The sequence below is a fragment of the Anaerotignum sp. genome, assembly GCF_017483025.1.
In the GTDB taxonomy this organism is placed as follows: Bacteria; Bacillota; Clostridia; order Lachnospirales; family Anaerotignaceae; genus Anaerotignum_A.
Genome location: NZ_JAFUMA010000002.1, coordinates 1 through 15,392, shown reverse-complemented (window position 1 = coordinate 15,392; position 15,392 = coordinate 1). Strand labels below are relative to the sequence as shown.

The following is a 15,392-nucleotide window of genomic DNA, read 5'->3' as shown; positions in this document are numbered from 1 at the left end:
GATGGGAAGGGGATCACGGCGGTGGAGCTGCACGGAGAAGACCTGGAAGGACAAAGACTGGTGCTTTTTCCGCTACAGAAAAACGGGGATTTTTGTGGACAGTAGAAGTTACAAGAGTTACATTTGAAAAATATTGTGCAGGATTGCTGTAACCGATATTTTGGGAACCTGTATTTTATGACATTTTCTGGATTTCATGAAAAAATGATGGCAACCTGCACATTGCAAAAGACCGCGATTCATGGTATCCTTAAAAAGGAATCGTGGACACATGTCCACCATGAGAAAAAAGAGTAAAGGGAGAATTTACTTCACTTTTTCGAAATATCTGAGGGGAGGAAAAAAACATGGCAAAGGCGAAACAAACAAGAAGAATGATGGCGATGGCCCTGGCAGCAGCGGTAACAATGAGTTCTGTACCCGTAGTTGCATTTGCGGAAGAAAGCGAAACTGTTACAACAAGTGGCGAAGGTACTGTGGCAGATCCTATAGTAAAAGTAACGGTATCTCCTACTGAAACTACAACAAATGAAGCTGGCAATACGGAAACTGTGGATAAGACTACAACAGAAACACAGGGTCAGGATAATGAAACAGGTGCATCTGTTGATAGTACAGTGACAGAAACTGTAACAACTGAAACAAATGCCGAAGGCAATCTGGAAAATACAAACGAAAAAGTTGTAACAGACAGCAATGCAGTTGATGCAAATGGTGTTACAACAGATACAGATATCACATGGGAAGAAACTGTGGATTATAACAATGGTGTCTGGGAAAGTACTGATGGTTCTGAAGAAGGTACAGAAGTTGTAGAAAGTACAGTAGAAGATCCTGAGGATGTTAATGTGCATGCAGTTGGTGTGCCTACACTGCCTTCCAGTGGCGGTACAACTACGACAGAAACTGTGAAAGTGAATGATCAGAATGTAGAAGTAAAAACAACTGTTTATAAAGAAGTCAGCACAGATGAAACAGGAAAACGCGTGACAACAACAACAACCGTTGTAACACAGCCTAAGAAAGATGCAGAAGGCGCTTATGTGATTGATGAAACAACGGGCGAAGTTGTAATGGAAACAGTAACAACTGTAGATAGAGATGTACTGATTTCCAGCACAGGTGATAGCGATAAATCCGATGGCGAATGGGACTACACAGAAATTGAAACAGGTCGTGAAGTTACTGTAACAGCAGAAAATGAAAAAATCGAAATCTTTAACGGTGATGGCACTGTGAAAGATAAAGATGGTAATGTGATTGAAATCATTGGTGAAGATGCAAAAATGATTCCTATTCAGCCTGATTGGGATTATAGTGGGACTAAACAAGACTTGGCCAATAACGAATATAATCACGATAGATATCTCTATGCTGTTAAGACCGGAGAGAATAAACCTGAAGGGGCAGATGTTGCATATGTTGGCTGGGCGGAAGATAGTAGCATCAACCTGAAAGTTGTTGCTACGAATGAGGATGGTACTACACTTACAGATTATTCGGATGTTCTCCAGTTTGTAATGTCCGATGTAGTAGAAGTAGAAGTGGACTCTGAAGGAAATCCTGTTACAGAAGAAAATCCTTTAGAAGAAGGTGAAGTTGGCAGCACTGAAAAAACAATGACAGGACCCGTTTTCTCCGGATATTGTGTAGACCATAGCACAGGTACAGCTAGTGGTCATTGGTATTCTATTGAAAATCTGGAAGATGCAGACTATTACAACACAGATCGTACAGAAGAAAATGGCTATATCTCTGATGCAGACCATATCCGCGCCATTGCCAAAAATGGTTATTGGGGTACTGTAGGATATGAAGAAGGCGTAACAGATAAAGAAGGGAATCCTGTACCTAAATTAGGTAGTATGGAAGCAATCAGAGCGAACTTAAAGGCGGCTGGTGAAAGTGTAACAGGTATGACGGATGCACAGATTGATGCACTGACAGAAGGGGAAGCACAGGCTGCAACTCAGATGGCAATCTGGAAATATGGTAATGGCTATGAAAACGCGGTACTGTCTTATGGCGGCCGTGAAAGAGGAACAGCAGATGAAGGCGAAGCCGAAAGAGTTGAAAAAATGGCTAAATATCTGATGGGCCTTTATGATAAAGGAGAAGAAACGGATGTCATTACAAGGGACAATTTTATTAAAGAATTGGACTTTGTTGTTGGTGATAAAGCGACAGGCGATAATGGCGAAGCTTTAACGGATAATACAGATGATGATGATACAAATGATGTTTACAATGTTTCTTTAAAATTTGCATTAGTAGTTACACCTGGTGAAAATGATGATCTGGTAGTAAAAGTAGTCGATGCAAATAATACTGTGGTCACTTCTGCAAAAATTGGTGGCAAGGATGGCTTAACACCAGATGAAGAAGGCAACTATACATTGTCTGGTATGAAGTTGGCTGAAAATTCCGATATCGACTTTGATTTGAAACTGGAGGGCGTACAGTATCTGGAACAGGGTGTTTACATTTATTCTGCAGTGGATGGTTATGAAAATTCTCAGACTTTTGTAGGCATTGCTGAAGGTAAAAAAACCGTTGATGTTGGTGCAAGTATCGATCTGACTTTCAATGTAGAAGAAGGCACAATGAAGGCAACTCGTTCCTGGAGAAAAACATGGAATGATAAAGACGACGACAACGGCGGCGGTGGTAACAACGGCGACGATGACGACGATGATGACGATGTATTTGGCGACGACGATGATGACGATGTATTTGGCGACGACGATGATGACGGCGTAGCAGGCGACGATGACGATGATGACGAAGGTCTGGTAGCTGGCGATGAAGATGAAAACGCAGCAGATGAAGAAGACGACGGCATCGTGGCAGGCGATGAAGACGAGATCATCGCAGCTACGGCTGACAACAACCATATCATTGGCGCAGCAGGCGGCATGTTTGCAGCTTTGGCTGGTCTCTTCGGACTGAGAAAGAGAAAAGAAAATTAAAAATGGAATAAGGTTCAAACATTCCCCCGGCTTTTACAGCCGGGGGTTCTTTTTGCGAAAATTCGCTAAATATTCTGCAAGAAGTGGGATTTTTTGTTTTCTTTATATGAAACGTGATATGAAATATGATATGCTTACATTAATATGGATATTTGCGCCCCTTGCAGAGACGCAGTGAATGAAAAAGCGTAAAGAAGGCGAATCAAATGGAAGAAAAAAATAAACTGACGGTTTTGGGCTGCCGCGGCTCTATGCCCTGCAGCGACAAGGCCTGTTTGAAATATGGCAGCGCTACCTCCTGTTTTTATCTGCAGGCAGGGGATACGGAGATCCTTTTCGATGCCGGCACGGGTATTTTGAGCAGCACGGCGCTGCTGGCGGATGCAAAAGAATGTCATCTGCTCCTGAGTCATATGCACATGGATCATATCCAGGGGATGGCCTTCTGGCGCCCCTTGTTCACGAAGGGAAAATCCATCCATGTCTATAGCGAAAAGCGCGGCGGCATGACCACAAAAGAACAGCTGCAGAATTTCCTGCGCCCGCCCTATTGGCCCATCGGCATCGATATCTGGCAGGCAGATATCGACTATCGGGATATCACCTGCGGGGAGACATTCTCCATCGGCGAGGACGTTCTGGTGAAAACCATGCGTTCCCATCATCCCAATACATGTACCCTTTATCGGGTGGAATGGGGCGGAAAGTCCGTGGTTTATGCTCTGGATTTTGAGCACTCCCCCGAAGCCAGCGCGGAATTGGCGGCATTTGCGAAGGAATGTGATGTTCTGATTTACGACAGCACCTATTCCCCGGAAAGCTACCCCCAGAAGGCAGGCTGGGGCCATTCCACATGGCTGGAGGCCCTGAAGCTGAAGGAGGCGGCGGGGGTGAAAAAGCTGCTGCTGGCCCATCATGAGATCGACAGTACAGATGAAATCTTAGACAACTTACAGAAAAAACTGACGGAATTAGATAACAACGTATATCTTGCCAGGGAAGGTATGGAGATAACCCTATGAACGAGATCCGAATAGACAAGCTGCTGGAGATCGGCATTGCCCTCTCCAGAGAAAAAGACGGCGATAAGCTGCTGGGGCTGATTTTGCGGGAAGCCATGGAAATGACCTCCTGTGACGGCGGCACCCTGTATATCTACGATGGGGAAAGCCTGCGCTTTCACATCATGATCACCAGATCCATGCATTTTTACAAGGGCGGTAAAAATGACCCTGTGGATCTGCCTCCTGTGCCCATGAAACGCAGCCATGTCTGCGCCTGCAGCGCTATGGAGAAAAAACTCATCAATATCGCTGATGTATATGAACATAATGAGTATTACGATTTTTCCGGGCCGAAAAATTATGACAAAATGACGGGCTATCATACCCAGTCCATGCTGGTGGTACCCATGGAGGATGACAATGGAGATGTCATCGGTGTGCTGCAGCTGATCAATGCCCAGGATGAAGGGGGCAATACCATTCCCTTTGAGAAGGGCTATGAAAAGGTCATCGCTTCCCTTGCATCTCAGACGGCTATCTGCCTGACGAACAGAAAGCACTCCGTGGAAATCATGGAATTGCTGGATTCCTTTGTTCGCGTCATGTCTACGGCTATCGATGCCCGCACCCCCTATAATGCGAACCATACGAAAAATATGGTAAGATACGGCAAGCGATTCATCAATTATCTGCGGAGAAAGAACGGCGATTGGCAGTTTACGGAGCAGCAGGAGAAGGAATTCCTGATGGCGGTATGGCTCCACGATATTGGCAAGCTGGTCATCCCCCTGGATGTGATGGATAAGGAGACTCGGCTGGGCAAGCGTCAGAAAGATGTGGAATACCGGCTGGAAAAGATCGCCCTTTTGGACGAGCTGGCCTTTGCCAGAGGGAAGCTGACAAAAACAGAGTTGGAAGAAAAACGGGCGCAGCTGGCGGAAAGCAGAGAACTTATCCTTTCTGCAAACAAAGCAGGCTTTCTGCCAGATGAAACCTTAGAAAAGATAAAAAAGATCGCCGCGCTGACCTTTACAGATACGGATGGCGTGGAAAAAACATGGCTGACAGAGGAAGAGCTGACCTGCATGTCTATCCGCAAGGGCACCCTCAGCGACGGGGAAAGAAAGATCATGCAGAGCCATGTGGAAATGACGGAAAAATTCCTGAACGAGGTACATTTCCCGAAGCAGTACAGCGGCGTGACCCGCTGGGCTTCCTCCCATCATGAACTGCTGAACGGTAAGGGTTATCCCAGACACCTCAGTCAGGATGACATAGAAAAAGAAGTGAGACTGCTGTCCATTCTGGACATCTTTGATGCCCTGACGGCGAGAGATCGTCCTTATAAACCACCCATGCCTGTGCCAAAGGCCATGTTCGTGCTGGAGGATATGGTGAAATTCGGAGAGCTGGACGGCGAGATTTTGAAGTTATTTGAAGAAAGCAAAGCTTGGGAAGAGGAAGAATAAAGGAAGAAGGGCGAAACAATGAGACTGAAAAAAATACTGACACTCCTGCTGACCCTTGCCATGGTGGTAAGCTTATTGCCCGCAACAGCCTTTGCGGCAAACAATACAGCGACTACTATGCGACTGGCGAAAACGCAGGGAACTGTGGCGGTGACCAACGCCACAGGCAAAAAGGTGAAACAGACATCCAATATGAAGCTCTATAACGGGTATAAACTCAAAACAGGGGCAAAAAGCTACGCCTGGATCAGTCTGGATAATACGAAGGTAGCCAAACTGGACGCTAATTCTGTGGTAAGTGTGCAGAAAACAGGCCAGAAACTGACCCTGTATCTTTCCAGCGGCAATATTTTCTTTAATGTGAAGGAAAAACTCAGCGGCGGCGAGTCCTTCCACATCAAAACTTCTACGATGACAACGGGGATCCGAGGCACAAGCGGCTGTGTCCGTGTCATCAACCCCCGAGTTTCTGAGATCCATCTCCTGACAGGCCGCATTGAGGTCTTTGCGGAACATCCCGAGCTGCATCTGACCAAGTCTGAAGTGCTGACAGCAGGCACCATGGCAACTTCCCTGATCGATCAGGAAGCAATGGCACTGACAGGCGAACAGGTGGAAATCATCGTGAAGGAACTGGATGAACACACAGTCTGCGGCAACTGTGCAACAGAAGTGGCGGAAGATCCTGTTCTGCAGGAACGCATCGAGGCGGAAACTGATCTGGATGTGGAAGAAATCGTAGATAATGCCGAGGAAAAACTGGCAGAAGACGAACAGGCGGCGGAAGAAAAGGCGGCAGAAATTGAAGAAGCCGTGGAAAATCAGGTTCTGCCTGAGGACGTAGATCCTTATTTTGAAGAAGAAGCATCCTCCGGCGGCGGTGGCGGCGGTGGTTCTGTGGCAGAGCCGACGAATGTCATCACAGTAACAGACTGGCAGAAATTCGTTGCAGCCCTGACAGAATTTAACGGCGGCACGGTGGATACAGAAATCAGACTGGCGGCAGATATCGAACCTGATACAGGGGTAACAACAATGCCGGAAGTAGAAGATAACGGCGCTTCTCTGACTCTGAATCTGCAGGAATATGGTCTGAGCATTCCTCAGCCTCTGGTGAATCATGGTAATCTGACCATCACCAATGTGGACGGGTATATCACCGCTTATGATTTCGAAAACTGGACAACCTCCAAAGACATCGTTCAGAACTATGGCACTCTGACCCATCTGGCAGGTCAGATCCAGATGCCCGGCGGCTATAACGGTGTTTATAATCAGGGGACATATACACTGAACGGCGGTACATTTGATCGTTTCGCTGAGAGTGATGGTGATCCCACTGGTGCAGTACAGAACAGCGGTACTTTCCGGATGCAGGACGGTACGGTAACGTGGCCTGTCACCAATAATGGTACAGCGACCATCAGCGGTGGTACGGTTTCCCATGTAATCGTAAATAACGACACGATGACGATCAGTGGCGGCGCAATGACCGATAATGAAGGTTTTAACGGAAACTGGATACAGAACAATGGTGAAATGGATATCACAGGCGGTACCTTCACCTATCACGGAAGAACAGAGCTGATGGAAGGCAGCATCAGCATTGCATCCGGTGCGGAACTGAATATCACAGGCGGCACCTTCACCGATGAAGGCGTGCTGATTGGCAATAAAGGCGGTACGTTCAGCATGACAGGCGGCCAGATGACGGTTTCCTCTGCATCCGCTGACAGAGATATTGAAGCATATTATGATGCTGCTGGCGGCACAGCGACCATCGGCGGCAGCGCAACAATCATCATTGATGTATCAGATGCTCAGACGATCGTTATGGAGCAGTTGAATGCGATCCAGCTGGCAGCTGCAGATGCAGAACTGACCATGACAGGCGGCACGATCGAAGTGAATGGTCTGGAAAATGAAAATACGGTTTGTGGTGTTCGTGTGACCGATGGTACATTTTATATGACCAGCGGTACGATCATAGTGAATACCTGCGGTACAGGTGTTTTGAATAATGACACAGCTAAACTGAGCGGCGGCACGATCGCGGTGCGAGATACTGCAAAAGATGCCATTGCTGTTTCCACCAGCGGCGAACTGAAGACAGACGGAACTGTTTCCATCAGTGCCAGCGGTGATAACACAGGTATTTATGCTTCCAATGGCACACTGGAACTGGCGGATGGCAGAATCAGAGCCAATGGCGAGGCAATCGCTGTGGTTCTGCGGGAATCCGGTACAACAATCGTTCCCAATGTGATCAGACCCATCGGCGCAAGCATCACATGGGGCGGCAGTGCATTCTCAACGAAAATTTATGAAAATGGCGCAGTGGTTGAAGCCTTTGAAGGGATCAATTTCAGCGGCGATGGGGAAGATCACCTGATTCAGCCTATGATTACTATGATGGATACTCTTGATCCTGGTCCTGAGAAAAATGTAATTGCTACAGAGGATCCTGAAACTGGCCGAAGAGAAGAGACTGTAGATACTATATATGAAGTATATTTCATGGATATGTACGGAAACGAAGGCAGTGCCAGTGGACCAGTTACCAATGCAAGGGATATCCTGACTGCAATTAAGCAGTTCAACTTAGGTATGGATGATTCCACTCTGACACTGGAAAATGATATTGAAATCACTCTGGCAGATATTGAAGCCTATGGTGATTCCAGAATTGAAAATACAGCATCGACCCTGACCATCGATCTGGCGGGCAATACGCTGACACTGCAGAATCAGCTGTTTGTGGCAGACCGTGGCAGCCTGAAGATCACAGACAGTGGTTCCGGCGGTATGGTGACAGGTACGATCGATCCTCTGATCAGCGGCGAAGGTACTTTTGAACTGGAAGACGGTACACTGGAAACAACCGGTGCCAATGCAGTGAAGAGTGTCGGTGATGTTATCATCAGCGGCGGTGTCATCAATGTGACACAGCCCAGCGCAACAGGGGTATCCATCGGCAGCGGCGGTTCCCTCAGCATGACAGGTGGTGCCATCAACCAGACTACTACAGCAACTTACAGTAAAGCCATCGTACTTTCCAATGGCTCCACAGCGGAAGTGACCGGCGGTGCTATCAATCAGAGTGTTGGTGACTCTACCGGCATCATGATGGGCGAAGAAGGCGGCACAGCACCTGAACTGGCCTTTGGCGGCACAGCAAGGATCAACGTAAGCGATCAGGGGAACGGTATCGTGAATAATTATGGTACTGTAGAAATGACCGGCGGTACGATCCAGCTGAATAATGTTCCTTCCAAGGGGATTACCAGTGAAGAAGGCACCGTAGAAATGACCGGCGGCGAGATCATTCTGGTTGGCAGCAGCAATTCTTCTGTGAACTATGGTATCTACGGCAATAACACCAAAATCACTCTGGACGGCGGTACAGTCAGAGAAAGCGGAGATACAACCTACAGCCTGAACTGTGCGGTTTATGCGGGCGGCGGCAAACTGGATCTGACCAGCGGCGCAGTCAGCGTAAATTATGGTCAGGGGGTATATGTATCCTCTACAGATATCATGACACTGAGCGGCACGACTGTAACGGCTCTGGAATATGAAGATCTGCTGGTGACAGGAGATAATGACGAAACGGGTTATACATATTCTGAATATGATACAACATATTTCAAACTGGAAAAGGCTGTTCCCAATACAGTCGTAAATACATGGGAACAGTTCGTGGCAGCGGTAAACGCCTTTAACGGCAGCAGTGAAGCACAGATCATCACTTTGGCGGAAAGCATCGACCCTACGGAAGAAGAAGTGACAGCATATTCTATGCCTGCAGGCGTTGGCAACGGCACATCTTCTGATCTGACTATTGACCTGGGTACATACAGTCTGGCTCTGCCTGCAACACTGGCAACATCTACTTCTTCCGGTCTGGTGATCAAAGGTACGACCGGCAGTATTACAACAGGCAGCCAGTGGGATGGCAGCACCTATTTAATCAATAACTATACAGACCTGACATTGGCCGGCGGTACCATCGATGTGCCTCACGGCGTTGTAGGCGTGAATAATACAGGTTCCTTTGATATGGATGGCGGTACGATGAATGTTGTTTACACAACAGGTATCCAGAACAGCGGCACAGTCAACCTGAATGCAGGTAAGATCACAATGTCTGCAGCAGGTGCACCGGAAGGTGTTACAGAAGAAACTTCTATCGCTTACAGTGCATATATGACAAACGGAACCGGTGCGGCGCTGAACCTGAAAGGTACGAATATTACCATGACAGATGGTATCAGTTATGTATACACAGATGCAAACGGCGATGATGTGGATTCTCCTGCAGTTGCAGTCAATAATGAAGCAGGGAATACTGTTACAATGACCGCAGGTACGATCACAGTTAACAGCGATCTGGGTATCAGCAATAAAGGTACGCTGAATATCAGCGGCGGCACCATTACAGTAAATGCTGACAGCGGCGAAAATGTAAAAGGTATTGAAAACTTCGGCACATTTGACCTTGAAAGCGGCACTATGAATGTTAACGGTTATGGCGTTGGTGTATTAAATGGCAGCGCTGGTACCATGAATGCCGAGGGTGGCACGATCAATGTAAAAGCAGCAAGAGCGGTTGGTATTGAAAACATTGGTGCAACCAATCTGGAGGGGACAATGGTTGAAGCAAGAAATGGCTATAGTGGCGGTATTGGTGTCTCTAATACCGGTGCGCTGACGATGACAGCCGGTACGATCTGGACAGACCTGATGCCAGGTGTTTCCATGAGCGCAGGTACATTCAATATGACAGGCGGTTCCTTCCAGTCTAGAACGACTGGTTATGGTGCAGTAGATCTGGATGGCGGTACTGCTACATTGTCCGGCGGTTCCATCACTGTAACTGGTAGCAATGCTAAAGAAAGGGGCGTTCAGGTGAGCGGAGATGCGACACTGATTATTGACGGTACAGCAATCACGGCAACAGGTTATACGACTTATAACGAAAATAATAAGACGATTGCGATCTATCATCAGAGTGGTACAGTAAGGATCGACAGCGGTACTATCACAGCAGAATCCGAGGCATTTGATGCGAATACAGGCATTGGCAATGCCTATGCATTGTACTCTGAAACATCTAACTGGGCTGGTCTGGATGTGGCACCGGGAGTTGGTGTTGTTGTTCGGGCAACGACTGCGGCGAATGTCATCAATCCTGCGCATACTACTTATACAGTATCTACAACGGCAGCAGATGGTTACTATACATTGGTAGTTCCTGAATAAATTTTACCCTGAAACAGAGGTAATCCCATGAAACACTTACTTGAAACAAAACGCATTTTAAGCGCCCTTCTGGCGGCGACCCTGATGACGGGCATTGCCGCCTCCGGGCTGCTCTATCAGGCGGATAACACCGCCAATGATAGCTTTTATCAACAGGAAAGGGCGCTGGATGGAAATATATTCGTCATCGGCATCGATGCCTATTCCCTGGAAGAGCTTGGTCCCTTCCAGACATGGGGCAGAAGCTATATGGCCCAGGCGGTCGAGATGCTGAATCAAAACCCTGACTGCAAGCCCGCCGCTATCGGTGTCGATGTGCTCTATGCAGGCCTGACGGAAGAAGGGGAGGACGCGGCTCTGGTGGAAGCCCTGGGGAAATATGATAACGTCGTCACTGCCAGCGCGGCCAATTTCGCCAGTGAGCTGGTGACGGAAGCCGACGGCACCTTTTACATGGATGATTATTACGTAGAAAGCTACGACGAGCCTTTCCCTGCGTTGCAGGAAGTGACGACGCAAGGGCATATCAACGCCATGTATGACGCCGACGGCATCATGCGCCACGCCATTTGGGCAATTGATTTGTCTGATGGCAGACAGGTGAACAGTTTCGCCTATGAGCTTTATGCAAAATATTGCGCCCATTTCGGCATGGAAGCGGATGCGAACCCGCCTGCCGATGAGCGCTATCGCTGGTATGTGCCCTTCAGCGGCAAGCCCGGCGCATACTATGATGATTTTTCTTTTTCTGATCTGATGAACGGCAATATCCCTGCGGAGATCTTCGCAGATTCCATCGTCCTGATTGGGCCTTACGCCACAGGGCTGATGGATCATGTGACCACTTCCATCGACCATTCGGAAGTCATGTATGGGGTGGAATATCAGGCCAACGTGGTGGATGCCCTGTTGCGGGGGCAGTTCGTGAAGGAAGTTTCCGATGTGCCCCAGCTGGCGGCACTGTTTGTGGTGGCCTTCCTGCTGGTGCTGTTTTCCTATAAGCAGAAAATCAAGGTCAGCACCGCCCTTTGGGTGGCGGCAGCCGGCGGCTATCTGGCCATTGCCAAGCTGGCTTACAGCAATGGCTATCTGCTCCACGTATTATGGATTCCATTGTTCTCCACGATTATCTACGTGGCACTGATGGCATACAACTACCTGAAAGCGGCAAAGGAACGGCGACAGATCACCAATACATTCAAGCATTACGTAGCCCCTGAGGTCGTAAATGAACTGCTGAAAAATAAGGACGCTCTGGAACTGGGCGGCAAACTGACAGATATCGCCTGTCTTTTCGTGGATATCCGCGGGTTCACCCCCATGTCGGAACTGCTGACACCTCCTCAGGTGGTAGAAATCCTGAATCGCTATCTTGACCTGACATCCAGATGTATCATGCAGAACGGCGGTACTCTGGATAAATTCGTGGGGGACGCCACCATGGCGATCTTCAATGCACCCCTGCCTCAGGAGGATTATATTTATAAAGCAGTAAAAACAGCGCTGGATATGGTGGAGGGCAGTAAGGCCCTCAGCGACGAACTGCAGGAACAGTTCGGCAGAACGGTACAGTTTGGTATCGGGGTACACTGCGGACAGGCGGTTGTCGGCAATATCGGCGCATCCATCCGTATGGACTATACCGCCATTGGCGATACGGTCAATACGGCGGCAAGACTGGAATCCAACGCCCCCGGCGGTCAGATCCTGATCAGCCGTGCGGTGGCAGATGCGCTGGAAGGGCGCATCAGGGTAACTTCTTTGGGCGACAGTATCAAATTGAAGGGCAAATCTGCAGGCTTTGAAATTCTGCGTGTGGATGGCCTGATGGAGGAATGAGTATGAAAAAGTTTTTAGCACTTTCCATGAGCCTGCTGATGCTTTTCGGCACCTGCCAGACAGCATTCGCCAGCGTGACGATCCTGAGCGAACCTGTGGGCATCTATAATGCTGATGGTGTTCTGCTGGTGACAGACAGAAGTGACAATGTTATTTATCAGATCGTGGACGGCGAAGCAAGCCTTTACAGCGGCAAGAGTGCCGTGGAAGATATTTACGGCGATGCCATGAGTTATTATTACGATGGCAGTAACGAAAACGCTTACTATGGTGACCCTTACGATATCACCCCTTACCTGAACGGCTTTGCGGTGACCGATACGGAATTCAACGTAGTTCGTTATATCAGCGACCATAAGGTTTATACCATCGTAGGCAGCGGCGATGCAGGTTATAAGGATGCGGAAAGCATTCAGGCAGAATTCAACGGCCCTACGGGCATCACCACAGATGATGAAGGCAACCTGTATGTTTGTGATACCCAGAATAACCGCATCCGTAAGGTCAATACAGTGGGTATGGTAACAACAGTAGCCGGTAGCGGTGCGGAAGGTTATAAGGATGGCAGCGCAGCCGATGCAGCCTTCAACCAGCCTACAGGCATCGACTGGTACAACGGTGCTTTGTATGTATGCGATACAGGTAACCAGAGAATCCGTAAGATCGAAGACGGCAAGGTAACTACTTTCGCCGGCACAGCAGGTTATTATCTGGAATCCGAAGGCATTTATGAAGGCGGCTATCAGGACGGCGCAGCAAAACAGGCCCAGTTCGCAGAACCCATGGGCATTCTGGTGCAGAATGGTGTGGTTTATGTGGCAGACAGCGGCAACAGCGCCGTGCGTAAGATCCAGAACGGCGTGGTTTCCACAGTGGTGCAGAATACAGACCCTGCCCATTCCGTATATCCCACTCAGCCCAGCGGTCTGGCTGTGCTGAATGGTACTCTGTATATCACAGACCCCTTTGCAGGTCTGGTATATTCCGTTTATGATGCGCTGGGCAAGGCAGCATCCGACGGTGACGGTGCATCCGTATTCAAGGATGTGAAACAGACAGACTGGTTCTTCAAGGCTGTTATGTTCATGCAGGAAAGAGGCCTTATTTCCGGTACGGGCGATAAGACCTTCTCCCCCAACATGAATATGACAAGAGGCATGTTTGTGACGGTTGTGGGCCGTATCTGCGAAGCCCAGGGCGAAACCATTGCAAACAATGGCTGTGAATTCGGTGACGTGAAACAGGATATGTACTATGCAAAATATGTACAGTGGGCGAAGGACAACGGTATTGCCAGCGGTTCTGATGATGGCAAGTTCTATCCCGATAAGAACATCAACCGCCAGGAAATGCTGGTGATGCTCCGCAATCTAGCAGTATATATGGATAAAGATATCACTGTCAGCGGAAACAAGACAGTGGAGGGTTTCAATGACTATAACCAGATCGAAAGCTGGGCTGTGGGTGCGGCTAACTGGGCTTACAGCAATGGTATCGTCAGCGGCAGAGACGGCAACCTGCTGGCACCTAAGGCGACAGCTACCAGAGCAGAAGTTTCCCAGATCTTTATGAAATATCTGCAGAATGTAAAATAAATCAATATTCAGGAAAGGCCCTCGAAGAGGGGCCTTTTTTGACGAAAAGAAAAATAAACAAAAATTTATTTTTTTTTTAAGATATTCCATTTGAATAAAGTCAAATGTCTGTGTATTTGGCATAATATTAGAGCCTAAATTGGTAAAAAATACCCATAAAAAACGCCTGGAGCAAAAAAGTTATAAAAAATTAAAAAACGAATGAAAAAAGTGGTGATTTCGTAACTTTTGGGTGATATAATAAGGATGATCCTGGAATAACTGATAATGGCAAACTGCAGGAAACTGCAGGACGCAAAGCTATGGGGGCTAAAACAAAAGTCATGCCAGCCCGGCCGCCAAATGTTCCTTCATGAAATTTTTGGGAGGGGGATATTTATGGCAAAAGAAAAACAAACAAGAAGAATGATGGCGATGGCCCTGGCAGCAGCGGTAACAATGAGTTCTGTGCCTGTGGTTGCATTTGCAGAAGATGGTGTTGATTCTGCACCTACACAGGTTTCTGCACCCGCACCTACGAATCCGGATACACCTGTGAAAACAGAAACTTCTGGTAGTACAGTGACATCTGGAAATACCAGTGAAGCAACAACACAGACCAATACGTCCTGGAGTGAAACGAACGGCAACCAGTCTACTTCTTATGAGGGCAGCGAAATCAAAGTGACTGTAACGAAGAATGAACCTGCAGCGGACGACAGCAGCGATGCATCTGAAAGCACAGTGCTCAGTCAGAGTACAACAACAGACAATACTCTGACAACAACAACACAAAATGCAGATGGGTCTTCTACTGTTGTGAAGGAAAATGTTCAGACTGAAAATAGCCAGACAGCAACAGAAAGTGTACAGAGCGATGTGGAAACAACAGTAGAAAGTGATTATGATGCTGATGGTGACTGGGTAGAAACAGATGGCGTTCAGCAAGGCGAAGAAACAAAAACAGAAGTAAAAGAAGGCAAAGATGTTACAATTCCCGTAATTGGTGAAAATGCTACTCCTGATGGTAAGACAGAAGATGGTAAAGACATCTTTGTTGGCAGTGACGGTGAAGCTTCTGAACCTGTTGTAGAAGGTGATGTGCCTGAAGGTGAAAATGATACGGAATGGAATTACACAGAAACAACAGAAACTCCTCGTGAAGTTGAAGTGATTGTTGGCGGTGTGATTGTGCAAACAGGGAGTTCCGAACTTATAGATGAAAATGGTGAGCCTGTTAACCGAGAAGATGAAGGGTTCAATTATTACTGGAGT

7 protein-coding genes and 1 riboswitch are annotated in these 15,392 nt (G+C 47.8%); all 7 genes read left to right on the top strand.

What is annotated here, in order from left to right; all coding sequences use genetic code 11:
* Positions 1-347 precede the first annotated feature (347 nt).
* A complete protein-coding gene (locus IJ369_RS00060) occupies positions 348-2,969 on the top strand; it encodes a thioester domain-containing protein (RefSeq protein WP_290714475.1) in 2,622 nt (873 codons plus the stop codon).
* A 206-nt stretch (positions 2,970-3,175) separates the two neighbouring features.
* On the top strand, positions 3,176-3,991 hold the full coding sequence (locus IJ369_RS00055; protein WP_290714471.1) for an MBL fold metallo-hydrolase: 816 nt from the start codon (positions 3,176-3,178) through the stop codon (positions 3,989-3,991).
* Positions 3,988-5,442 (top strand): HD domain-containing phosphohydrolase, encoded by a 1,455-nt coding sequence (locus IJ369_RS00050; RefSeq protein ID WP_290714468.1) that lies wholly within the window; start codon positions 3,988-3,990, stop codon positions 5,440-5,442. The genes IJ369_RS00055 and IJ369_RS00050 overlap by 4 nt, the downstream gene beginning before the upstream one ends.
* An 18-nt stretch (positions 5,443-5,460) precedes the next feature.
* On the top strand, positions 5,461-10,704 hold the full coding sequence (locus IJ369_RS00045) for a FecR domain-containing protein (RefSeq protein WP_290714464.1): 5,244 nt from the start codon (positions 5,461-5,463) through the stop codon (positions 10,702-10,704).
* Between the two features lie 27 nt (positions 10,705-10,731).
* Positions 10,732-12,543 carry a CHASE2 domain-containing protein gene (locus tag IJ369_RS00040; protein WP_290714461.1) on the top strand — a complete coding sequence of 604 codons (1,812 nt, stop codon included), beginning with the start codon at positions 10,732-10,734 and terminating at the stop codon, positions 12,541-12,543.
* 2 nt (positions 12,544-12,545) lie between these two features.
* Positions 12,546-14,138 (top strand): S-layer homology domain-containing protein, encoded by a 1,593-nt coding sequence (locus IJ369_RS00035; protein WP_290714458.1) that lies wholly within the window; start codon positions 12,546-12,548, stop codon positions 14,136-14,138.
* A 259-nt stretch (positions 14,139-14,397) separates the two neighbouring features.
* Positions 14,398-14,481: riboswitch (cyclic di-GMP riboswitch) on the top strand.
* A gap of 35 nt (positions 14,482-14,516) precedes the next feature.
* On the top strand, positions 14,517-15,392 hold an 876-nt coding region (locus tag IJ369_RS00030), incomplete at its 3' end, for a hypothetical protein (RefSeq protein WP_290714455.1).

Coding starts and splice junctions, on each gene's coding strand:
- IJ369_RS00060 (WP_290714475.1), top strand. CDS start 348: ATGGCAAAGGCGAAACAAACAAGAAGAATGATGGCGATGGCCCTGGCA.
- IJ369_RS00055 (WP_290714471.1), top strand. CDS start 3,176: ATGGAAGAAAAAAATAAACTGACGGTTTTGGGCTGCCGCGGCTCTATG.
- IJ369_RS00050 (WP_290714468.1), top strand. CDS start 3,988: ATGAACGAGATCCGAATAGACAAGCTGCTGGAGATCGGCATTGCCCTC.
- IJ369_RS00045 (WP_290714464.1), top strand. CDS start 5,461: ATGAGACTGAAAAAAATACTGACACTCCTGCTGACCCTTGCCATGGTG.
- IJ369_RS00040 (WP_290714461.1), top strand. CDS start 10,732: ATGAAACACTTACTTGAAACAAAACGCATTTTAAGCGCCCTTCTGGCG.
- IJ369_RS00035 (WP_290714458.1), top strand. CDS start 12,546: ATGAAAAAGTTTTTAGCACTTTCCATGAGCCTGCTGATGCTTTTCGGC.